Annotated in this window: 22 protein-coding genes; 9 read left to right on the forward strand and 13 right to left on the reverse strand. The window is 66.2% G+C overall.

Annotation, left to right across the window (positions count from 1 at the left end):
* Window positions 1–31 precede the first annotated feature (31 nt).
* The 4 genes from murI to AB4Z00_RS09340 all read left to right on the forward strand — a co-directional run bounded on the left by murI (window position 32) and on the right by AB4Z00_RS09340 (window position 4,292).
* Window positions 32–883 carry a glutamate racemase gene (murI, locus tag AB4Z00_RS09325; RefSeq protein ID WP_442045730.1) on the forward strand — a complete coding sequence of 284 codons (852 nt, stop codon included), beginning with the start codon at window positions 32–34 and terminating at the stop codon, window positions 881–883.
* Window positions 880–1,764, forward strand: a complete 885-nt coding sequence (locus AB4Z00_RS09330) for a hypothetical protein (protein ID WP_442045707.1) — start codon at window positions 880–882, stop codon at window positions 1,762–1,764. Before murI ends, AB4Z00_RS09330 begins: the two co-directional genes overlap by 4 nt.
* 49 nt (window positions 1,765–1,813) lie before the next feature.
* Entirely contained in the window at window positions 1,814–3,028 is a 1,215-nt protein-coding gene (gene hemA / locus AB4Z00_RS09335; protein WP_132262196.1) for a 5-aminolevulinate synthase, read from the forward strand.
* A gap of 163 nt (window positions 3,029–3,191) precedes the next feature.
* The gene (locus tag AB4Z00_RS09340) at window positions 3,192–4,292 is read left to right on the forward strand and encodes an NADH:flavin oxidoreductase/NADH oxidase (protein ID WP_314463385.1); all 1,101 of its coding nucleotides are present in this window, start codon (window positions 3,192–3,194) and stop codon (window positions 4,290–4,292) included.
* Window positions 4,293–4,396: 104 nt separating this feature from the next.
* On the opposite strand, the gene AB4Z00_RS09345 is transcribed toward AB4Z00_RS09340, so the two are convergent.
* From AB4Z00_RS09345 to AB4Z00_RS09365, 5 genes are all read right to left on the reverse strand, one after another.
* Window positions 4,397–5,620, reverse strand: coding sequence for a type III PLP-dependent enzyme (locus tag AB4Z00_RS09345; RefSeq protein ID WP_132262192.1), 1,224 nt, complete (start codon window positions 5,618–5,620; stop codon window positions 4,397–4,399).
* A 382-nt stretch (window positions 5,621–6,002) separates the two neighbouring features.
* The gene (locus AB4Z00_RS09350; RefSeq protein WP_442045708.1) at window positions 6,003–7,181 is read right to left on the reverse strand and encodes a carboxynorspermidine decarboxylase; all 1,179 of its coding nucleotides are present in this window, start codon (window positions 7,179–7,181) and stop codon (window positions 6,003–6,005) included.
* Between the two features lie 88 nt (window positions 7,182–7,269).
* The gene (locus AB4Z00_RS09355) at window positions 7,270–7,620 is read right to left on the reverse strand and encodes a DMT family protein (RefSeq protein WP_132262188.1); all 351 of its coding nucleotides are present in this window, start codon (window positions 7,618–7,620) and stop codon (window positions 7,270–7,272) included.
* Window positions 7,621–7,627: 7 nt separating this feature from the next.
* The gene (locus AB4Z00_RS09360; protein WP_442045709.1) at window positions 7,628–8,068 is read right to left on the reverse strand and encodes a hypothetical protein; all 441 of its coding nucleotides are present in this window, start codon (window positions 8,066–8,068) and stop codon (window positions 7,628–7,630) included.
* A complete protein-coding gene (locus AB4Z00_RS09365; protein ID WP_442045710.1) occupies window positions 8,068–9,279 on the reverse strand; it encodes a saccharopine dehydrogenase family protein in 1,212 nt (403 codons plus the stop codon). Before AB4Z00_RS09365 ends, AB4Z00_RS09360 begins: the two co-directional genes overlap by 1 nt.
* 231 nt (window positions 9,280–9,510) lie before the next feature.
* Here AB4Z00_RS09365 and AB4Z00_RS09370 point away from each other — a divergent pair, with 231 nt between their 5' ends.
* The 5 genes from AB4Z00_RS09370 to AB4Z00_RS09390 all read left to right on the forward strand — a co-directional run bounded on the left by AB4Z00_RS09370 (window position 9,511) and on the right by AB4Z00_RS09390 (window position 13,045).
* Entirely contained in the window at window positions 9,511–10,734 is a 1,224-nt protein-coding gene (locus AB4Z00_RS09370; protein WP_442045711.1) for a DUF3419 family protein, read from the forward strand.
* 10 nt (window positions 10,735–10,744) lie between these two features.
* Window positions 10,745–11,389 (forward strand): class I SAM-dependent methyltransferase, encoded by a 645-nt coding sequence (locus tag AB4Z00_RS09375; protein ID WP_442045712.1) that lies wholly within the window; start codon window positions 10,745–10,747, stop codon window positions 11,387–11,389.
* Window positions 11,390–11,405: 16 nt separating this feature from the next.
* Window positions 11,406–12,383, forward strand: a complete 978-nt coding sequence (locus AB4Z00_RS09380; RefSeq protein ID WP_442045713.1) for a threonine ammonia-lyase — start codon at window positions 11,406–11,408, stop codon at window positions 12,381–12,383.
* A gap of 126 nt (window positions 12,384–12,509) precedes the next feature.
* On the forward strand, window positions 12,510–12,740 hold the full coding sequence (locus AB4Z00_RS09385; RefSeq protein ID WP_132262177.1) for a hypothetical protein: 231 nt from the start codon (window positions 12,510–12,512) through the stop codon (window positions 12,738–12,740).
* Between the two features lie 41 nt (window positions 12,741–12,781).
* A complete protein-coding gene (locus AB4Z00_RS09390; RefSeq protein WP_314463397.1) occupies window positions 12,782–13,045 on the forward strand; it encodes a hypothetical protein in 264 nt (87 codons plus the stop codon).
* 51 nt (window positions 13,046–13,096) lie between these two features.
* Here the strand turns inward: AB4Z00_RS09390 and AB4Z00_RS09395 are convergent, their stop codons facing one another.
* The 8 genes from AB4Z00_RS09395 to AB4Z00_RS09430 all read right to left on the reverse strand — a co-directional run.
* The gene (locus AB4Z00_RS09395) at window positions 13,097–14,359 is read right to left on the reverse strand and encodes a class I SAM-dependent RNA methyltransferase (RefSeq protein ID WP_243654039.1); all 1,263 of its coding nucleotides are present in this window, start codon (window positions 14,357–14,359) and stop codon (window positions 13,097–13,099) included.
* Window positions 14,356–15,774, reverse strand: a complete 1,419-nt coding sequence (locus AB4Z00_RS09400; protein WP_442045714.1) for an NAD(P)H-hydrate epimerase — start codon at window positions 15,772–15,774, stop codon at window positions 14,356–14,358. The genes AB4Z00_RS09395 and AB4Z00_RS09400 overlap by 4 nt, the downstream gene beginning before the upstream one ends.
* Window positions 15,746–16,120 (reverse strand): hypothetical protein, encoded by a 375-nt coding sequence (locus AB4Z00_RS09405; RefSeq protein ID WP_243654038.1) that lies wholly within the window; start codon window positions 16,118–16,120, stop codon window positions 15,746–15,748. Before AB4Z00_RS09405 ends, AB4Z00_RS09400 begins: the two co-directional genes overlap by 29 nt.
* Window positions 16,121–16,232: 112 nt before the next feature.
* Window positions 16,233–18,089: a dihydroxy-acid dehydratase gene (ilvD, locus tag AB4Z00_RS09410; RefSeq protein ID WP_132262170.1), complete on the reverse strand. Its 1,857-nt coding sequence runs from the start codon at window positions 18,087–18,089 to the stop codon at window positions 16,233–16,235.
* Between the two features lie 202 nt (window positions 18,090–18,291).
* Window positions 18,292–18,792, reverse strand: a complete 501-nt coding sequence (locus AB4Z00_RS09415) for a DUF805 domain-containing protein (protein WP_442045715.1) — start codon at window positions 18,790–18,792, stop codon at window positions 18,292–18,294.
* A gap of 63 nt (window positions 18,793–18,855) precedes the next feature.
* Complete coding sequence (locus AB4Z00_RS09420; RefSeq protein WP_442045716.1) at window positions 18,856–19,608, reverse strand: N-formylglutamate amidohydrolase; 753 nt, start codon at window positions 19,606–19,608, stop codon at window positions 18,856–18,858.
* Window positions 19,605–20,426, reverse strand: coding sequence for a 4-(cytidine 5'-diphospho)-2-C-methyl-D-erythritol kinase (locus AB4Z00_RS09425; RefSeq protein WP_442045717.1), 822 nt, complete (start codon window positions 20,424–20,426; stop codon window positions 19,605–19,607). Before AB4Z00_RS09425 ends, AB4Z00_RS09420 begins: the two co-directional genes overlap by 4 nt.
* 150 nt (window positions 20,427–20,576) lie before the next feature.
* Window positions 20,577–20,715 (reverse strand): 4Fe-4S dicluster domain-containing protein (locus AB4Z00_RS09430; protein ID WP_442045731.1); only part of this gene is annotated, 139 nt, incomplete at its 5' end.

The raw sequence follows: 20,715 nt of genomic DNA on the forward strand, positions 1-20,715 counted from the left end.
CAAGGTCCAGGAAAAAACGATGTCCTCCCCAATGCCCCATGCGCTGCCCGCGACGTCCGTCGCTCCCGCTTCCGTCGATCCCACTTCCGTCGAACCGGGCGCGCCGATCCTGCTTTTCGATTCGGGCGTGGGCGGGCTCACCGTTCTGGGCGAATTGCGCAAGATCCTGCCGCAGGCGCCGGTGATCTATGCCGCCGACATGGCCGGCCTGCCCTATGGCACCAAGAGCGAGGCGCAAGTCACCGCGCGCGTCGCCGGGCTGCTCGGCCGCATGACGGAGCGCTTTGCGCCGCGTCTGGTCTGCATCGCCTGCAATACCGCCTCCACGATCGCGCTCGGCATGGTGCGCGAAGTGCTGGAAGTGCCGGTTGTCGGCACGGTCCCGGCCATCAAGCCTGCCGCCGCGATGACCCGAACCGGCGTCATCGGCCTCCTGGGCACCCAGGCAACCGTCCGGCAGGCCTATGTCGACAGGCTGGAGCAGGAATTTGCGCCGGGCAAGCGCCTGCTGCGCTATGGCGGCCCCGGCCTGGTCGAAGCCGCCGAAGCCAAGCTGCGCGGCGAGCCGGTCGACCTCTCCGCGATAGTCCGGGCCGCAGAAGCTCTGCGCGCCATGCCCGGCGGCGAAGATATCGATACGCTGGTGCTGGCCTGCACCCATTTCCCTCTGCTCGAAGAGGAGCTGGCCCAGGCTTTCGGCCCCGGCGTCCGCTTCATCCACGGCGCCGCGGGTATCGCCCGGCGCATCGCCCAGCTTACCGAGGGCCAGGAATACGCTCGCCAGCAGCCGGACCGCGCGTTATTCACCGGATCGGGAGAATTTCCCGGAGCGTATGGCGATGCGCTGGCTCGCTACGGGTTGCCGGAGGGTGGACGGTTTTGACGCCGCGACTGAACCTGTTGCTGCTCATCCTGGTGCTCCTGCTGGGCGTGCCGCTCTACTGGTTCCAGTTCGACGCCAGCGCCCCCGGCGCCAAACCGCTGCCGATCACCATGTCGCGCCTGCGCGAACTCGCCGAGGGCATCCCCGGGCCTGCCCCTGTCGCCTTGCGGCAGGAAGTCCTGGGCTACCATTCCGAGCTCTACAACCGCATCGCCGCCGGCAGCGGACTGCGCCCGGTGAGGCTGGCCCTGCGCGCTTTCGAGCTGGTCGTTCCGGGCCGTGCCCCGATCCTGATCGATGCCGGCACCACGCCCGTCGATGCCACGAAGCGGGACGTGGAGGATTTCGACTTCTCCGCCCAGAGACGCGTCGACGAAGCGGCCGAAATCTCCACGATGAAGCTGGTGCTGCTGGATCGGCCGCTCCACCGGGGCAATCCGGCGCTGGCCTCGCCCGATGCGGTGCCGCTTCCCGATCTCGGTGACGGGGAGCCGCGCGCGGTGGCCCCCGGCGTGGTCGCCATCCCGCTGAAGGGCCTGCCCGACCGCGCGATGATGGTTTACATCCGGCTTGAGGACGGCCGCGAATATCTCTTCACCGGCGATGTCGCCAAGATCGATGCCAACTGGATGGAGGGCCGCCCGCCGGCCCGCACTTTCGCGACGATGCGAAACGGCGACGAGCGCCGCCTGACCGTCTCCTGGCTCATGACCATCAAGGCCCTGAAGCGGGCCGCCCCGGCGATGATCGTGGTTTCCGGGCACGAACCGCGAGACGTGGCGGGGATTGCAAGCGGATTTGCAAAAGATCGATCACAGTCCGCAGGACAAGCTTCTGGCCATGTCCCGGTCGATCATGTATTTGCCCGCAGCAACGGGTAATAGCCCTTGGGTAACAGCCCCTTCAAGGCGAACGCAGGATAGAGCCTAGGTGAACTACGAAAACATCTTCGATCAAGCGATCGAGCGCCTCCATTCGGAAGGCCGCTATCGCGTTTTCATCGACATCCTGCGCAACAAGGGTGCCTACCCGAATGCCCGCTGCTTCGCCGGTCACAATGGACCTAAGCCGATCACGGTCTGGTGCTCGAACGACTATCTCGCGATGGGCCAGCATCCCAAGGTGATCGAGGCCATGGAAGAGGCGCTGCACGATGTGGGCGCCGGTTCCGGCGGCACCCGCAATATCGGCGGCAACACGCACTATCACATCGAACTCGAAAGTGAGCTGGCCGACCTTCACGGCAAGGAAGGCGCGCTGCTGTTCACTTCGGGCTACGTCTCGAACGACGCGACGCTCTCCACCCTGGCGAAATTGCTGCCGGGTTGCGTGATCTTTTCGGACGAACTCAACCACGCCTCGATGATCGCCGGCATTCGCAATTCGGGTTGCGAAAAGAAGGTGTTCCGCCACAACGACCTCGAACATCTCGAGGAACTGCTGGCCGCCACCGACCCCGCGCTGCCCAAGCTGGTCGCTTTCGAGTCGGTCTATTCGATGGATGGAGACGTCGCACCCATCCACGCGATCTGCGACCTGGCCGAGAAGTACAACGCGCTTACTTATATCGACGAAGTCCACGCGGTCGGCATGTACGGCCCGCGAGGCGGCGGGATCACCGATCGTGACGAAGCGGCCCACCGCATCGACATCATCGAAGGCACGCTGGGCAAGGCGTTCGGCGTGATGGGCGGCTATATCGCCACCAACCAGAAGATCATCGACTGCATTCGCTCCTACGCACCGGGCTTCATCTTCACCACCTCGCTTTCGCCGGTGCTCGTTGCGGGCGTGCTCGCCTCGGTGAAGCACCTCAAGGGCTCCAGCGCCGAGCGCGAAGGGCAGCAGCGGTCGGCCGCCCTGATGAAGCAGATGTTCCGCGATGCGGGCCTGCCGGTCATGGATTCGACCACGCATATCGTGCCGCTGATGGTCGGGGATCCGGTGAAAGCCAAGAAGATCAGCGACATCCTGCTCGCAGAATATGGCGCCTATGTGCAGCCGATCAACTTCCCGACCGTGCCGCGCGGCACCGAACGGCTGCGCTTCACGCCCGGCCCGGCGCATACCGAGGCGATGATGCAGAGCCTCACCGAAGCCCTCGTCGAAATCTGGGAACGGCTGGAAATGCGCCTGGCGGCCTGACCGCCGCGCGCTTTCGCAGGCGCAACATTTTCTTTTGCAAAGGGCTCCCCGTTCGCACGGCGGAGCCCTTTTCATTTGCGCATCGGCCCCCAAGTTCCTCCCGTCGCCTCCGCGCGTCTCTCCCGACGCTTTCCCCCGCGACGACGTGACCAGAAGGACTTCCATGGCCAAGCTGTTCGAGCCGATCACCATCGGCAACCTCACTCTCGACAACCGCATCGTCATCGCGCCGATGTGCCAATATTCCGCCGAAAATGGCCGGATGACGGACTGGCACACCATTCACCTCGGCAATCTGGCGCAGTCCGGCGCGGGCATCCTGACGATCGAGGCCAGCGCCGTCAGCCCCGAGGGCCGCATTTCCTACGCCGATGTCGGGCTGTGGGACGATGCCACCGAACAGGCGATGGGTCAGGTGCTGGAAAGCGTGCGCCGCTGGTCCGACATGCCCATCGCCATCCAGCTTGCCCATGCCGGACGCAAGGCCAGCACGGCCAAGCCCTGGGACGGCGGCGCCCAGATCGCGCCCGATCACGAGAACGGCTGGCAGACCGTCTCGGCATCGGACCTGCCGTTCCTGCCCGACGAGAACCCGCCCGAAGCGCTCGACCGCGAAGGACTTGCCCGCATTCGCGACGCCTTCGCCGACGCCGCCCGCCGCGCTGCCCGCCTCGGCATCGATGCCGTGCAGATCCACGGCGCTCACGGCTATCTGCTTCACCAGTTCCTCTCGCCGCTCTCCAACAAGCGCGAGGACGAATATGGCGGCAGCCTGGAAAACCGCATGCGCTTCCCCCTCGAAGTCTACGATGCCGTTCGCGCCGCTTTCCCGGCCGACAAGCCGGTGACGATGCGCGTTTCCGGTACCGACTGGGTCGAGGGTGGATGGGACGTCGAGCAGTCCATCGCATTCGCCAAGGCGCTGGAAGCGCGCGACTGCGCCGCCTACCACGTTTCCAGCGGCGGACTGGACGCGGCGCAGACGATCCCGGTCGGCCCGAACTATCAGGTTCCGCTTGCCCGAAAGGTCAAGGACGCGGTGTCGATGCCGGTGATCGCCGTCGGCCTCATCACCGAGCCCGAGCAGGCCGAAGCCATCATCGCGACGGGCGAGGCCGACATGATCGCGCTGGCCCGCACCGTGCTCTACGATCCGCGCTGGCCCTGGCATGCGGCTGCGGCCCTGGGCGCCAAGGTCAAGGCGGCCCCGCAGTTCCTGCGCAGCCAGCCACGCGCCTACAAGGACCTGTTCGTCCAGGCCTGAGGCAGCGCCGCCGTCCCGGACGCGATCCGGGGCGGCGGCAGCAACCACGAAAAAGCCCGCCGGAATTGCTCCCGGCGGGCTTTTCTGTAATCGGATGGCTCAGATCAGCGCAGCGACACCACATTGTCGGAGACGCGCGGATCCTTGCGCTCGCCCGTGTAGAGGCTCGCCATCGGCTCGTCGGCGACGTTCAGCACTTCGCCCGTGCCGAAGCCGTTGAAGGCCGTGCGCATGGCCGCGCCGTAAGCGCCGAGCATGCCCACTTCGATCCAGTCGCCCGCCTTGATGTCGGCGGGGAGCATGAACGGGCCTTCCATGAAGTCCGCGTCGTCGCAGGTCGGGCCGTAGAACGAGAAGCCCTCGAGATCGTCCGAACGCTCGCCACCGACGGCGGCCTCGCGCGAGATGCACTTCACCGGGAAGCGCCAGGCGACGTGAGCGGCATCGTAGAGCGCGCCATAGGCACCCTCGTTGATGTAAAGCTCATCACCGCGGCGCTTCTCGACCTTGACGATCATCGAGCTGTACTCGGCCGAGAGCGCACGACCAGGCTCGCACCACAGTTCGGCGTTGTAGGCGATCGGCAGGGCTTCGAAGTGACGGTGGATGACCTGGAAATAGTCTTCCAGCGGCGGCGGCTCCATGCCCGGATAGACCGAGGGGAAACCTCCACCAACGTCGATCATGTCGATGACGACACCGGCGTCGGCAATCGCGGCGCGTGCGCGCTCGAGGGCCTGGACGTAGGCGAAAGGCGTCATCGCCTGCGAACCGACGTGGAAGCATACGCCCAGCCAGTCAGCAACCTGACGGGTGGCCTGGAGCAGCTCTCCGGCATCGGCAAGATCGACACCGAACTTCGAGGCGAGGCTCAGTTCCGAATATTCGGAAGAGACGCGCAGACGCACGCAGAGGCGCAAGTCCGTCGCGCGGTTGCCTTCCGCGTCAGTGGTCGCTTCGAGGATCTTCTCGACTTCCTCGATCGTGTCGAGGCTGAAGGTGCGGACGCCGTGTTCGAAGTAGGCTTCGCGGATCGCGCTGGCCGTCTTCACCGGATGCATGAAGCACAAGGTCGCGTCGGGCAGTGCCCCGCGAACCATGCGCACTTCACCGATGGAAGCGACGTCGTAATGCGTGATGCCATTCGCCCAGAGGATCTTGATAAGATCCGGCGACGGGTTCGCCTTCACGGCATAGAGCGCCTTGCCCGGAAACTTCGTTGCGAAGAAACGGGCCGCGCGCGCAGCAGCATGCGGGCGGTTGAGAATAACGGGTTCGTCGGGCGCGATTGCGCGCGCTACAGCCGGTGCGTCAAGAAATTCGAGCAACTCAAGGGACCCCCAAACGGAATTGTTAATGACAAGAGCTGCCTTGCGGTTTGGAAGTCCCCATGGGGCAGCGAGGGGCGGGATATAGGGCTCTCAAGCTGAATCGCAAGTGAAAAAAGGTCCGTTTCACAGAAACGTCATAATCGGAAATCGGGCGTGAAATCATGCCGCCTCTCCACTTGGTTTTTCTGCGACTTTACAGAGCGTTAGCTCGCGCAACCCTAACCGGTCATCCGTCATGAAAGGGACACCTGGATATGCCGGTTTCACAGCTACAATGCAGGAGAGGTCGGCCGAGTTCTTTCGAGTCGACCAGGAGGGGACCGAGTGGGGGAATCGCGGGACGGATCGAGCCGTCCCGCGTTGATTTCAGGGGCTTCCCTTAGCTGAGACGGTCGCGGAAATCCTCGTAACCGAAGCGGCGGATGCATTCGAGCGAGTCGGTCTCGCAATCCCAGAGCCAGATCGAGGGAAGCGGAACGCCGTTGAAGGTCGTGGTCTTCACCATCGAGTAGTGGGCCTGATCGAGGAACGCGAAACGTGCTCCTGGCTCGGCCGCGACGGGCAGGACGTAATCGCCGATCACGTCGCCGGCCAGGCACGAAGGCCCGCCAAGCCGCACCGGCTCGCCTTCGCCCTCTTCCTTTTCCCCCAGCATCGCGGGCCGATAGGGCGCTTCGATCACGTCCGGCATGTGGCAGGTGGCGGAAATGTCGACGATCGCCACGGGCATGCCGTTATGCGCCACGTCGAGCACGGACCCCACCAAGATGCCCGCATCGAGCGCGACGGCCTCACCCGGCTCGATATAGACTTCGGCGCCGGTATCCTCCTGAAGGTCGATCAGGAATTCCACCAGCTCGTCGCGCTGATAGTCGGCGCGGGTGATGTGGTGGCCGCCGCCCAGGTTGATCCACTTGAACTGGCCGAAGAACGGTTCGAGGTAATCGAAAGCCTTGTCCCAGGTCCGCCGCAGCGGCTCGAAGTCCTGTTCGCACAACGTGTGCATGTGGATGCCGTCGATCATCTCGACATGCTCTTCGGTGAGCTGGTCGATCGGGAAGCCCAGGCGCGAATGCGGTGCGCAGGGGTCGTACTTCGGCACTTCGCCTTCAGCATGCATCGGATTGACGCGCAGACCGATGTCGAAGTCCTCTCCGCGCGCGCGCGCCGCCTCAATCTGCGCCCAGAAGCGCTCGATCTGCATCGGTGAATTGAAGATCACATGGTCCGACAGGCGCAGGATCTCGTCGAGATCCTGTTCCTTGTAGGCGGCGCAATACGTCGCGATCTCACCATCGTAGAATTCCGAGGCGAGACGGGCTTCCCACAGGCCCGAGGTGCAGACACCGTCGAGATATTCGCCGACGATCTGCGACGTCGACCACATCGAGAAGGCCTTGAGCGCGGACAGGACCTTGGCGCCCGATCGTTCGCCGACATCGGCCAGCACGCGCAGGTTGCTGCGCAGCCGGGCCGCATCGACCACGAAACTGGGGCTGTCGACGCGCGACAGGTCGAAATGGGCGAAAGCTCCCGGATCACCGGCGCGGGTTTCCATGTTCGTTCAGTCCTTTTCGGATGGCCCCCGCGAAGGGAGCCGAATTTGCAACCAGATGGCCCTGCCTGCGCACGGCTTCAAGAACACGTCAGCCGAACGGGCCCTTGAAGATGAACCAGGCCCCTGCCCCGACCAGCGCGAAGCCGACGATCTCGTTCAACCCCGGCTTCTGACCGAACAGCGCCCAGGCCACCAGGACGAAAGCCATGAGCGACATGGCCTCCTGCAGCACCTTGAGCTGGCCCAGCGAATAGACCTGGCTGCCGATCCGGTTGGCAGGCACGGCCAGGCAATATTCGAAGAAGGCAATGCCCCAGCTCATCGCCACGGCCACCCACAGGGCTTTGCCCGGCATCTTGAGATGCAGGTACCAGGCGGTGTTCATGAAGATATTGGAGCCCGCCAGCATGGCCACGGGCGCAACGAAGGTCCAGTTCACGGCCGCCTCAGTCGACGCAGATGGCGTTGACCGCCTTGCCCTGCTTGACCTCGGCATAGCAGCCATAGAGCTTGTCGTCGGCCTGGCAGGTCCCGCTCGCGGCCTTGTCCGGAGACACGGCGACCGCACTGCCGACGCACTTGCCCTGGCACTGCGCGGAATCGGTGCAGGGCTTGCCCGCATCGGCGTAGGGATGGACGCACTGCTCCATGCCCAGCATGCCGCGGCGCTGCACGGTGCCGCCCGCGGACTGGCAGGCCGCGCGATCGTCCGCGCTCATGTCGCGGTTATAGTCCTGCCCCTCGCCCTTGTGTCCGGCCGGCTGGGTCGGCGGCGCCGGGCTGGCGGGTGTCGGGGTGGAAGGCGGCTGCGGACCGTCCTGCGGCGCGCAGCCGACCAGCGCGAAAGCGCCGAAGGCCGCGACGAGGACGGTCCGCAGCCCTGCCATCAGAACGCCAGCGGTCCGTCGAGTTCCTCGACCGTCCACGGCAGGCCATGCTGGTTGAGCATGTCCATGTAGGGATCGGGATCGAACTGCTCCATGTTGAACACGCCTGCACCGCTCCACTTGCCGGTCAGCAGCATGGCCGCGCCGATCATCGCCGGAACGCCGGTGGTGTAGCTGACGGCCTGGTTGCCGGTTTCGGCATAGGCATCTTCATGGTCGCAGATGTTCTTGATGTAGAACGTCTTCTCGCCCGAACCATCGAGCGCTTCGCCGGTCGCGATGTCGCCGATGTTGGTCTTGCCCTTGGTCGTGGGGCCAAGCGAAGCCGGCTCGGGCAGCACGGCCTTCAGGAACTGGAGCGGGATGATCTCGACGCCGTTGTAGATCACCGGGTCGATGCGGGTCATGCCCACGTTCTGCAGCACGGTAAGGTGCTGGATATAGGCATCGCCGAAGGTCATCCAGAAGCGCRCGCGCTCCATCTCGGGGATGAACTTCGCGAGGCTTTCCAGTTCCTCGTGATACATCATGTACATGTTCTTGGGGCCGACGGCTTCGAAGTCGAAGCTCTGCTTCACGCCCATCGCCGGGGTCTCGACGAATTCGCCGTTCTCCCAGTGGCGAGCCGGCGCGGTCACTTCGCGGATGTTGATTTCCGGGTTGAAGTTGGTCGCGAAGGCCTGGCCGTGGTCGCCGCCGTTGCAGTCGAGAATGTCGAGCGTGCGGATGGTCTTGAGCTTGTGCTTCTTCAGCCACATGGCGAAGACCGAGGTCACGCCCGGATCGAAGCCCGAGCCGAGCAGCGCGGTGAGGCCCGCTTCCTTGAACTTGTCCTGGTAGGCCCACTGCCAGTGATATTCGAACTTGGCCACGTCCTTGGGCTCGTAGTTCGCGGTATCCATGTAGTTCACGCCGGTCGCCAGGCATGCGTCCATGATCGCGAGATCCTGATAAGGCAGCGCGAGGTTGACGACGAGTTCAGGCCCGATCGAGCGGATCAGCGCGCTCGTCGCGGCCACGTCATCAGCGTCGATCGCATAAGTGCTGATCGAGACGCCGGTGCGCTCCTTGACCGACTCGGCAATCGCCTCGCACTTGGAGACCGTGCGGCTCGCGAGGTGAATGTCCGAGAAGATGTCGGGATTCATCGCCATCTTGTGGACCGCGACCGAACCGACGCCGCCTGCGCCGATCACCAGAACCTTGCTCACCAATCTGTCTCCTTAACGCGATGCTCGCGAACAGCCGCATATAGAGGCCCTGTGTGACAACTCAACTGTGAGAGTTTTTGCCCGACCTGACGGTGGGGCAAAAACGATGGCGGTCGAAGGCGTACCAAACAAAAGACTGTCATAATCCGCCATCGTCCCGTCATCGCGCGGTCACGCCGCGGAGGCATTGGAGCCGCACAAGCTTCTTACGGCCCGGGGGTCCGCCGAACGATGTCCAATGCCCATCCCGCATCCAACCTCATCGAAGGCGCCGTCGTCCGCCAGGAAACCAGGCGCAGTGCGCGCCTGCTCGACAAGGCCTTCGCGCTCGCCTTCAAGGGCCTGGTCTACGCGCAGATCTGGGAGGACCCGGTCGCCGACATGGAAGCCCTGCAGATCGGGCCGGACAGCCGGATCATCACGATTTCCAGCGGCAGCTGCAACGCACTGTCCTATCTCACGGCAGACCCGGCCGCGATCACCAGCGTGGACCTCAACACCGCGCACATCGCGCTCGGCCGCCTCAAGATCGCTGCGATCCGCAACCTGACGGACTACGCGGACTTGCGCCGCTTCATCGGCGAGGCCGACCATCCCGGCAATTTCGCGACTTATCGCGAGCGCCTTGCGCCCCATCTCGACGAGGCCACCCGCCGCTACTGGGAAGGCCGCGACCTCGTGGGCCGCCGGCGCATCAAGGGCTTCACGCGCGGCATCTACAAGCAGGGCCTGCTCGGCCACTTCATCGGCGCCGCCCACGTCCTTGCCAAGCTCTACAAGATCGACCCGAGCGAGATCCTCGGCGCGGAAACGCTGGAGGAGCAGCGCCGGGTATTCGACGAACGCTTCGCGCCGATCTTCGAGCGCAAGCTCGTGCGCTGGCTGACCGATCAGCCCGCCTCGCTCTTCGGCCTCGGCATCCCCCCTGCGCAATACGACGCGCTGGCCGGCGGCAACCGCATGGCCGACGTGCTGCGCGCGCGGCTGGAGAAGCTGGCCTGCCACTTCCCGCTCGATGACAACTACTTCGCCTGGCAGGCCTTCGGCCGCGGCTATGGCCGTGAGGCCAAGGCGCCGCTGCCCCCCTATCTGCAGGAAGCCAATGTCGAGCTGGTACGCGAACGGCTGGGCCGGCTCACCTTGCGCCACGCGAACTTCACCCAGGTGCTGAAGGAAAGCGCCGAAGCCTCGCTCGACCGCTATATCCTGCTCGACGCGCAGGATTGGATGAGCGACGCGCAGCTGACCGAACTCTGGAGCGAAATCACCCGCACCGCCCGCCCCGGCTCGCGCGTGCTGTTCCGCACGGCCGCGGAGCCGACGCTCCTGCCGGGCCGAGTGCCCGAGGAAATCCTGTCGCGCTGGGACTATCGCGAGGACGAATCGCGGGCGGCAACCCAGGCGGATCGCTCGTCGATCTATGGCGGCGTCCACCTCTACGTGCTGCGCGGCTGAGCGCCGGAGGATGACCAGAACCGCCGTTTCGCAGGATCATGCGGCCCTGATGGACAAAGTCTATCGCGGCCAGCGCCACATCTACGACTTCACGCGCAAATACTACCTGTTCGGCCGGGATCGCCTGATCCGCGAACTCGATGCGCGGCCCGGAATGGCCGTGCTCGAAGTGGGTTGCGGCACGGGCCGCAATCTCGAACTGATCGCAGCGGCATGGCCGGACGTGCAGTGCCACGGCTCCGACATCTCCAGCGAGATGCTGAAAAGCGCGAGCGCCCGGCTCGGCCCGCAGGCGCAGCTGGCGCTGGGCGATGCAACGCGGTTCGATTCGCAGGCGCTGTTCGGCCGAACCGGCTTCGACCGGGTCGTGCTCTCCTACACCCTCTCGATGATCCCCGGCTGGCAGGCGGCGCTGACGCAGGCCGCCGCAGCGCTGGCGCCCGGCGGCGTCCTCCATGCGGTCGATTTCGGCGATCTTTCCGGCCTGCCCTCTCCCTTGCGCGCCGCGCTCAGGGCCTGGCTGGGGAAATTCCACGTATCCCCGCGCCTGGACCTGCCGATGGTCGCTGCGCGCCTCGCGGGGGAGCATGGCCTGCGGATCGAGGTCCAGCGCGGACCGCTTGGCTATTATCAGATGGTGCGCCTGATCCGCTGAGGCTATGCCCCCGGGCATGACGCACTCGCCCGACTATCGCCCCACTGCCGCAGGCGTGGCCCTGGCTGCCCGCAAAGTCGCGGAAATCCTGCCGCGCACGCCCCTGCTTCCGCTAGAGGTCGAGGGCCGCACGATCTGGTGCAAGGCCGAGAGCCTCCAACCCGTAGGCGCCTTCAAGATCCGCGGCGCCTGGCACCGGCTCACCGCATTGCGCGAAACGGAGCGGGCGCGCGGCGTCGTCGGCGTCTCCAGCGGCAACCATGCGCAAGGCGTGGCCTGGGCCGCGCGCCACCTGGGCATTGCCGCAGCCATCGTCATGCCCATCGACGCGCCCGCCGTGAAGCTGGACAACACGCGTGCCCTGGGCGCCGAAGTGATCCTCTACGATCGCCCCGGCGGCGAGGACCGCGATGCGGTGGCCGGTCGGATCTGCGCCGCCCGCGGCGCCACCCTCGTCCATGCTTTCGGCGACCCCTGGGTGATCGAGGGACAGGGCAGCACCGGCACCGAAATCGCCGCGCAAATGGCGGAACTGGGCCTTGAGGTCCCCGATCAGGTGGTGGCGCCCTGCGGCGGCGGTGGCCTCACGGCCGGCCTCGCCCTCGCCTTGCCGGACGCCCGGATCGTCCCGGTCGAGCCGGAAGGCTGGGACGATGTCTGCCGCAGTCTGGCGGCAGGAGAGATCCAGCGCGTGGCCGCCGATGCCCCTCCCACCGCCTGCGACGCTCTGCAGACGCCGGCGACATGGCCCGTCAATTTCGAGATCATGAAAGCCCGCTGCCCCTTCGGCCTCGTGGCGACACCGGCCGAAATCCGCGCTGCCCAGCGCCTGGCCTTCGCCAAACTGCGTCTCGTGATCGAACCGGGCGGCGCCGCGGCGCTGGCGGCCGTGCTGGCAGGCAAAGTCGACCTGACCGATCGCACCGCCGTGATCCTCTCGGGCGGCAATACCGATGCCGAAGCCTTCGCTCGCGTCCTTCGGGAAGACACCTGAACCCAGCGCTCCGCCTTTGGCGGAATCCCGTTTCGAAATGCTTTCATCTGAACGTATTTTCTGGACGAGGCCCCTGCTCCGTATTATTCTTGCCCCAAAGGGATAACTTTGGGTTGGGAGACGGGCGTGAGCACACGCAGCGAGTCATATTCGGTCGTCTCCATGCGCTGGGGTTTCGCAACTCTGGAAACCCTGCTGGTGCTGGTCACGCTGGCTGCGCTCACCAATAATCTGCTGGACGCGGACTGGGGCCTTAGCTGGTCGACTTTCTTCGTCGGCATGATCGGCAGCACCTGGGCCCTGGTGATCTACCAGCTCGTCGCGGCCCAGATGGCCGAAAAGGATGGCGATTCCTGACGGGTCTTCGCGATCCGATCTTCCGGTGCTAGGGCCGGGGCATGGATTTCGACGATCAGCTCCGCCGCTATTTCGGCACCGACGACCTTTCGACCATCGCACCCACCACGCTGGAAACCGGCATCGATCGCATGCGCATCGATCTGGGCATGGAGAAGGACCGGAGCCGCCGGTTCGCGCTGTGGTCCCTGCTCTATCTGTTCAACGCCTCGCCGGACCTCGACGTCGCTTTCGACAATGATGAGGACCGCAACGCCGCGCGGGATTTCATGGACATGATGGCGAAAGCGCAAGAGGCTGACTGATCCGGCGCCGCCGGTTCAGTCAGCCTCTTGCGCTTCGGGTAGCCCGCAGCTTCAGGCGCGCTCGAAATAGCTCGCAAGTTCGACGTGCGTGGACCAGCGGAACTGGCCTACGGGGCGCAGTTCCACCAATCTGAAGCCCGCCTCGATCAGCCGCGCGGCATCGCGCGACCAGCTCGACGGATTGCACGAGATATAGACGACGCGGTTCACCGTGGACCCGGCGATGCATTCCACCTGCTCGCGCGCGCCGGCGCGCGGCGGGTCGAGCAGCACGGCCTCGAACTTGCTCAGTTCATCGGGCTGGAGCGGGTTGCGGAACAAGTCGCGGTGCGCGCTGAACACCGGCAGTTGGGCGCGGTCCGCGGCGGACTTGCAGGCCAGATGCGCATCGCGCGCGGCTTCGGCTGCCAGCACTTTGGTCTGCGGTCCGGCCAATGCGAGCGCGAAAGTGCCAAGCCCGGAAAAGAGATCGGCAACCGTCGCCGCGCCCTGAAGCCAGCCACGCGCCGCTTCGACCAGCGCTTCCTCGCCGTCCACCGTCGCCTGCAGGAACGAGCCCGGCGGAAACGGCACATGCACGCCGCCGAGTTTCACGGTGACCGGCACCGGCTCCCACACGGTTTCGAAGCCGTAGCCGCCGTCCATGGTAAGGCGCGCGAGGCCATGTTCGCGCGAGAAGTCGAGCATCGCTTCGGTCGCGGCCAACCCCTCGGCAGTGAGTCCCTTCACCCCAAGGTCCACGCCCTGGTCAGTCAGGGTCATCTCGATGTCGGCGGCCATGCGCGCCTGCTGGTGCCGGGCCGACTTTCCGGGCTTGCCGCCCTTCTTCGCCGGTGCCGCCTTGCCCATCATGATGAGCAGCTTGCGCAGCGGACCGAGCACGGCAAAAAGCTCCGGCGCCATGACCGGGCACTCTTCGAGTTCCACCAGCCGGTGGGACTTCGCCTCGCGGAAGCCGATGACGATGCGCCCGCCCGAACTTTCGGCGCGCAGCGACACGCGGCGGCGCGCGCCCGGCGGGGACAGGTAAGGAGCGGAGATCGTCTCCGCGCCCAGTTCCTGCGAGGCCGAGGCATTGGCGACGCGCCCTTCGACGAAGGCCGCCAGGCTTTCCTCGTCCAGCTGCTGGAGCTGGCAGCCGCCGCAGCGGCCGAAATGGGTGCACGCGGCCTGGATATGGTGAGGCCCCCATTCCAGGGTGCCGTCTTCGCGCAGCAGGTCGCCCGGCGCGGCGCCCCAGGCGAAACGCCCGCTCGCGGTTACGCCGTCGCCCTTGGAGGCGATTCTCAGGATTTCTTCGGTTTCGGTAGTCACAGGCAGGCCGCTAGCGCAGCCGGGACCATTTGTCCAAGCTGACCGGCAGTAAAGGCAGGCGGACACCGCCGCGCGGCCTCTCCGTGGAGCCAGACGCCCTCGCAGGCGGCGGCAAAGCCATCCGCTCCGGCGGCGAGGCGGCTGGCGATGCAGCCGGCCAGCACATCGCCGGTTCCGGCCGTGGAGAGCCACGACGTCGCGCGCGGGGCGCAGGCCAGTCGGCCATCGGGCGCGGCGATCACCGTATCCGGCCCCTTGGCGACGACGATCAGCCCCGCTGCTTCCGCCAGCGCCAGCGCCCGGCGCGGCTTGCTGCCCGTGCCGTCGAGACCGAAAGCACGTTCGAGCGCCAGCAGTTCACCCTCGTGCGGCGTCGCCACGGTCGCCGCCTTGCGCTCGGCCAGATGGCGCGGGCCCAGCAGCACGAGTGCATCGGCATCCACCAGGGCCGCAGCCGAATCGGCCAGGGCAATCGCCAGTCGCTCGCGCGCGGCCGTGTCGCGGCCGAGTCCCGGTCCCACGAGAATGGCCGTGTTGCGATCATCGGCCAGTACGTCGATCAACTTGCCCTGGTCGACCACGAGGTCCGCGGGAACATTGCGCTTGCTGTCCGCGAAAAGCTTCACATAGCCCGCTCCCGCTCCCTGCGCGGCCAGGCTCGCCAGTACGGCCGCGCCGGGCATTGCGCCGCCGACCACGGCCAGCAAGCCGCGCCGATATTTGTGCGCGTCAGGCCCGGGCGCCGAAATCCGAGGCTTGCTCACGGCCGAGGCCGCGCCCGACACCGGTTCGACACCGATCGGCACCAGGCGCAAAGCCCCCATTCTAGCGGTCGCCGGCATCAGGAAATGGGCGAACTTCCATGCCCCAAGCGCCAGGGTGAGGTCATAGCGGGGCAGCACTTCGTTCAGCACCATGCCGGTATCGGATTGTACGCCGCTGGGCAGGTCGACGGCGACCCGGTGGTGATGCGCCTCGGCCAGACGGTTCAGCAGCGCGAATTGTTCCGCCGAGAGCGGCTGCGTCAGCCCGCTGCCGTAGAGGCAGTCGACGAAGACATCGCCTTCGGCTGCGCCCGCCTGTCCGGCGTCCAGCACCCGGCCCTGATAGAGCGCGCGCGCATGCCGCGCGGCATCGGACTTCGGCTCGCCGGCGGCCACCACGGCGACCTGCCCCCCGCGCTCGCGAATGGCCTCCGCCATGACATATCCGTCGCCGCCGTTGTTCCCCGGGCCGCACAGCACCGTGACCCGCCGCCCGGCGCAAATCCGCCAGATCCATTCGGCCGCGCCGCGCCCCGCCAGCTGCATCAGCGCATCGACGGAAGAACCCGCCGCCATCAGCGCCTCCTCCGCGCCGCGCATCTGCGACACGGTGAGGATCTGGCTATCGTGCGGGCTTGGACTCTGCGGCATGGGGCTTCCTCGTGACCGGGAACAGGTAACGGTCCGCCCCGAGGCTGACGTCGAGCCGATCACCGTCCAGCCTTGTTACCGCCACTTGCGCCCCATCGGCAACCGCCAGCCCGCTGCCGTCGGTCATGACCGTGAAGCGCCGGAACCCGCCGTCCGGATGATGGACCACCAGCACCAACCGGTCCTGCTCGCGCACGCGCTCTACCGCGCAGACCGGTTTAAGTTCCGCCGAACCGGCGACGGCGCAGGGAATGCGCTCTCCGCCTTCGGCCTGCTCCGGCACCTCATGCCCGGCAGAGCATGCCGCAAGAGCAAGGGAAAGCGGCAGGACGGTGAGGAATTTCATGGCCATGCGTCTTGCTACAGGCGCGAGCAGCGCGGCGCCAACGCCATGTGCAAGGCAGACCAAAATGGGACACCGCCCCCCGGATGCGATCCGGCGAGGCGGCATGTATGCCTTAGCGGCGCTTGAGCTGGGTCACGTCGCGCACAGCGCCCTTGGCGGCGCTGGTAGTCATCGCGGCATAGGCCTGGAGCGCGGCCGAAACCTTGCGCGGGCGCGGATGCACCGGCGACCAGGCGTCGGCACCGCGTGCTTCCTGCTGGGCGCGGCGATGAGCCAGAATCTCGTCCGAAACCATCAGGTTGATGGTGCGGCCGGGGATATCGATCTCGATCGTGTCGCCGTTCTCGACCAGGCCGATGGCGCCGCCCTCGGCCGCTTCCGGCGAGGCGTGGCCGATCGACAGGCCCGAAGTGCCACCCGAGAAACGGCCGTCAGTCAGCAGCGCGCAGGCTTTGCCCAGGCCCTTCGACTTCAGGTAGCTGGTGGGATAGAGCATTTCCTGCATGCCCGGCCCGCCGCGCGGCCCTTCGTAGCGGATGACGACCACGTCGCCCGCGCCGACTTGCGCGCCAAGGATGCCCGCGACCGCCGCATCCTGCGATTCGTAGACGCGCGCGGTGCCGGTGAACTTCAGGATGCTGTCATCCACGCCCGCCGTCTTCACGATGCAGCCGTCCTGCGCGATATTGCCGTAGAGCACGGCAAGACCGCCGTCCTGGCTGAACGCGTGCTCCTTGCTGCGGATCACGCCGTTCTCGCGGTCGAGATCGAGTTCTTCCCAGCGGCGGCTCTGGCTGAAGGCGGTCTGCGTCGGCACGCCGCCCGGTGCCGCCTTGAAGAATTCCTGCACCGAAGGCGCATTGGTGCGCGAGATGTCCCAGTGGTTCAGCGCATCGCCCAGCGTGCGCGCGTGAACGGTCGGCAGGTCGGTGTGCAGCAGACCCGCGCGGTCGAGCTGGCCGAGGATCGCCATGATGCCGCCGGCGCGGTGAACGTCTTCCATGTGAACGTCGTTCTTCGCCGGCGCGACCTTGGACAGGCACGGCACCTTGCGGCTGAGGCGGTCGATGTCCTCCATCGTGAAGTCCACGCCCGCCTCGACCGCGGCGGCCAGCAGGTGGAGCACGGTGTTGGTCGATCCGCCCATGGCGATGTCCAGGCTCATGGCGTTCTCGAACGCGCCGAAGCTGGCGATATTGCGCGGCAGGGCGGTCTCGTCGTCCTGCTCGTAATAGCGGCGGCACAGGTCCACGGCGAGGCGGCCGGCCTCCAGGAACAGGCGCTGGCGATCGGAATGGGTGGCCAGGGTGGAGCCGTTGCCCGGCAGCGAGAGGCCCAGCGCTTCGGTCAGGCAGTTCATCGAGTTGGCGGTGAACATGCCCGAGCACGAGCCGCAAGTCGGGCAAGCCGAACGCTCGATCGCCTGGACTTCCTCGTCGGTGTAGCTCTCGTCGGCGGCGGCGACCATGGCGTCCACCAGATCGAGCGCCTGCTCCTTGCCGCGCAGCACGACCTTGCCCGCTTCCATCGGGCCGCCCGACACGAAGACCACCGGGATATTGATGCGCAGCGCCGCCATCAGCATGCCCGGCGTGATCTTGTCGCAGTTGGAGATGCAGACCATGGCGTCCGCGCAGTGGGCGTTGACCATGTATTCCACGCTGTCGGCGATCAGGTCGCGGCTGGGCAGCGAATAGAGCATGCCGTCGTGGCCCATGGCGATGCCGTCATCCACCGCGATGGTGTTGAATTCCTTGGCGACGCCGCCGGCCGCCTCGATCTCGCGCGCGACCATCTGGCCCAGGTCCTTCAGGTGGACGTGGCCGGGCACGAACTGCGTGAACGAGTTCACCACCGCGATGATCGGCTTGCCGAAGTCCCCATCCTTCATCCCCGTCGCGCGCCAGAGGCCACGCGCGCCCGCCATGTTGCGGCCGTGGGTGGAAGTGCGTGAACGATAGGCGGGCATTGTGCGAACTCCGGGATTTTTCATGGGCACGGCGCGGGACAGCTACCGTCTCGACCGCGCCCCTACGACAAGTGCCTGGCTTTTGCGAGGCATAAAATTTCCAAAAACGCGCTTTTCGCTTTTCGGATCGTGCGGAACTAGCCTCGGGGCTCCGGGCCGAAACGGTTTTCACCGGGCTTGCCGGACCGGGCGAGCAGCAGGATTAGCGCGCCAAGGGCTGCAAGATAGCAGAGATTGTTGAGGAACAGCAGTCCGAACAGGCGGGTGTCGAACACCGGATCGGCAAAGAGCACGGGCATCCTGGAGAAGCCGAAAAACAGGAACGGCAAGGGCAGCAGCGCCCAGGCGCCCGAACGCCCCTGTCATGCAGGCGGCGCACCGCAGCGGCGGCGATCAGCACGATCAACACGGCCATCGTACCCTCCAGCGCCAGCACGAACGGGCCCATATCGGGCATCAGTTCCGGATGATGGCCCTCTATGCTGATCTCATAGTGGCCTGGCCCCGAGGTTATCGTCGCCTGATCGGGATGCTCCAGCGCGAACTTGCGCATCTTCGCCATGGACGCGAGCACTTGCGGCGTCATCGCGGCAACGCCGCCAAGGAGGACCAGCCCGACCACCACGGCCGCCCATGGCCAGAATGCCGCGCGGGTTTCACGACCGGAGAATTTCGCCAGTCGTACAAGGTGATAGCCGATCATGTTACCCCCGGATCAATCTCCGGCAGCCTATCCGCGCCGCGCCTTCGCGACAACCCGGACGAATCAGCGAAGCCCGGCGGCGACCGCGCTGCAGATACGGGTCATCCGTTCCGCCCAGACCGCCTGTCCTGCCGCATCGGCGATCTGGTCCTGCCGGATTTCGATGGAGAGGTAGGGGCGGCCATGCCTTTCGGCGTGACGGTTCATCGAGGCGTTGAGCACCCGGCCCGAGTAAGGCTCCTGGTCGCCCACTGTCAGGCCTTCGGCTTCCAGCAGCGGAATGGCGAGACGGGCGGCGCGATCGTCCTCGTTGTAGAGAATGCCGATTTCCCAGGGGCGCGGCTTGTCGCAAGTCGCCAGGCCGGGCGTGAAGCTGTGAAGCGAGACGATCAAGGCGGGAGCGGCTTGCTCCAGCGCCTGTTCGAGCGCCGTGTGATAGGGATCGAAATAGGCCGCGACGCGCGCTGCCCGGCCTTCATCGCCGATCATGTTGCCGGGGATCGCATAGCCGTCCGAAATCTCGGGAAACATGCCGGGCATGCCGATATCGCGGTTCAGGTCGCAGACCAGGCGGCTGATCCCGGCGAGCCAGCCCCACACGCCCGGAGCCACCATGCGCTGCGCCACTCCTGCCACGCCGATGTCGATGGCGATGTGCTGGTTCATCAGCTCGGCGGGAATACCGAGATCGATCCCCTCAGGCACATGGTTCGAAGCATGGTCCGCCACGACGAGAATGCCGCCCGCGGCCGGCGTGCCGAGCACCCGGTAGACTTCACCCGCCGCTTCGGGGTCTGAAATATCGGAAGTTTTCAACGCAGCTTCCCGGATAATTGCCACCAATCGGCATGGTCTGCCGCGATCCTTGCCGCGGCCTGGCTTAAGGCTTCCTGACTCTCGTAGAGGGCGAAGCACGTCGCGCCGGAGCCGGACATGCGCGCCAGGAACGGCGTGGTGTCCCGCAAGGCCGCGAGCACTTCGGCTATCACCGGACATAGGGTGATCGCCGGGTCTTCCAGGTCGTTACGACCGGCCAGGGCGATCTGCCGCAAGGTTCCGCTCGGCATCGGCCCGCGGTCGCGCTGGTCCCAGGCCTTGAACACCGGCCCGGTCGGCACGGGCGCGCGCGGGTTGACCAGGAGGACGGGGCAGCCTTCGAGGTCGTTCTCCGCCACTTCGGCAAGATCGGTGCCCGTGCCGGTGCCGATGCAGGGCCGCGACAGCACACAGGCGGGCACGTCCGCGCCCAGTCTTGCCGCCCGCGCATGCCAGTCCTCGGGCAGGCCATGGGCACGCTCGACCATGCGGAACACCGCGCCGGCATCGGCCGATCCGCCGCCCAGCCCCGCCGCAACCGGCAAGCGCTTTTCGAGATCGACCGCCCAGCCCTGCTTCCCCTCGCCATGCGGCAGCGCCAGCAGCGCCTTGGCGACGATATTGCCGAAAGGATCGTCGATCTTCCCGGCAAATTCGCCGTGCGTGGTCAGCCGGTCCGCCTCTGCTGGAGTCGCAGCCAGGGCGTCCCCCGCGTCGACGAACGCGAACAGGGTTTCCAGCTCGTGATAGCCGTCCTCGCGCCGCCTGCGGACATGAAGCGCGAGGTTGATCTTGGCGTAGGCGGTTTCGGTCAGCATCGCACCGTCCATGCCGCGCCGCGCGCGGAGAGGCAAGTTGAGCTTCGCCGGCCCGGTACTCCGCCGCTATTCGCCCGTACGCACCGACAGACTGCTTCCGTCACCCGACCGGCAACGAAAAAGGGGAAGGCCTGGCCCTCCCCTTCTCGATCACATATTCGGATAGTTCGGGCCGCCGCCGCCTTCCGGCGTCACCCATTCGATGTTCTGGGTGGGGTCCTTGATGTCGCAGGTCTTGCAGTGGACGCAGTTCTGCGCGTTGATCTGGAGCTTGGCGCCCGCACCGTCC

It is taken from the genome of Novosphingobium sp. YAF33, from assembly GCF_052113265.1.
In the GTDB taxonomy this organism is placed as follows: Bacteria; Pseudomonadota; Alphaproteobacteria; order Sphingomonadales; family Sphingomonadaceae; genus Novosphingobium.

Excerpts from the sequence above, each read along its gene's own strand:
- AB4Z00_RS09405 (WP_243654038.1), bottom strand. The coding sequence starts at position 16,120 with ATGAAATTCCTCACCGTCCTGCCGCTTTCCCTTGCTCTTGCGGCATGC.
- AB4Z00_RS09340 (WP_314463385.1), top strand. The coding sequence starts at position 3,192 with ATGGCCAAGCTGTTCGAGCCGATCACCATCGGCAACCTCACTCTCGAC.
- AB4Z00_RS09350 (WP_442045708.1), bottom strand. The coding sequence starts at position 7,181 with ATGGAAACCCGCGCCGGTGATCCGGGAGCTTTCGCCCATTTCGACCTG.
- AB4Z00_RS09375 (WP_442045712.1), top strand. The coding sequence starts at position 10,745 with ATGACCAGAACCGCCGTTTCGCAGGATCATGCGGCCCTGATGGACAAA.
- AB4Z00_RS09415 (WP_442045715.1), bottom strand. The coding sequence starts at position 18,792 with ATGATCGGCTATCACCTTGTACGACTGGCGAAATTCTCCGGTCGTGAA.
- AB4Z00_RS09360 (WP_442045709.1), bottom strand. The coding sequence starts at position 8,068 with ATGGCAGGGCTGCGGACCGTCCTCGTCGCGGCCTTCGGCGCTTTCGCG.
- AB4Z00_RS09425 (WP_442045717.1), bottom strand. The coding sequence starts at position 20,426 with ATGCTGACCGAAACCGCCTACGCCAAGATCAACCTCGCGCTTCATGTC.
- ilvD (WP_132262170.1), bottom strand. The coding sequence starts at position 18,089 with ATGCCCGCCTATCGTTCACGCACTTCCACCCACGGCCGCAACATGGCG.
- AB4Z00_RS09390 (WP_314463397.1), top strand. The coding sequence starts at position 12,782 with ATGGATTTCGACGATCAGCTCCGCCGCTATTTCGGCACCGACGACCTT.
- AB4Z00_RS09400 (WP_442045714.1), bottom strand. The coding sequence starts at position 15,774 with ATGCCGCAGAGTCCAAGCCCGCACGATAGCCAGATCCTCACCGTGTCG.
- AB4Z00_RS09380 (WP_442045713.1), top strand. The coding sequence starts at position 11,406 with ATGACGCACTCGCCCGACTATCGCCCCACTGCCGCAGGCGTGGCCCTG.
- murI (WP_442045730.1), top strand. The coding sequence starts at position 32 with ATGCCCCATGCGCTGCCCGCGACGTCCGTCGCTCCCGCTTCCGTCGAT.
- AB4Z00_RS09370 (WP_442045711.1), top strand. The coding sequence starts at position 9,511 with ATGTCCAATGCCCATCCCGCATCCAACCTCATCGAAGGCGCCGTCGTC.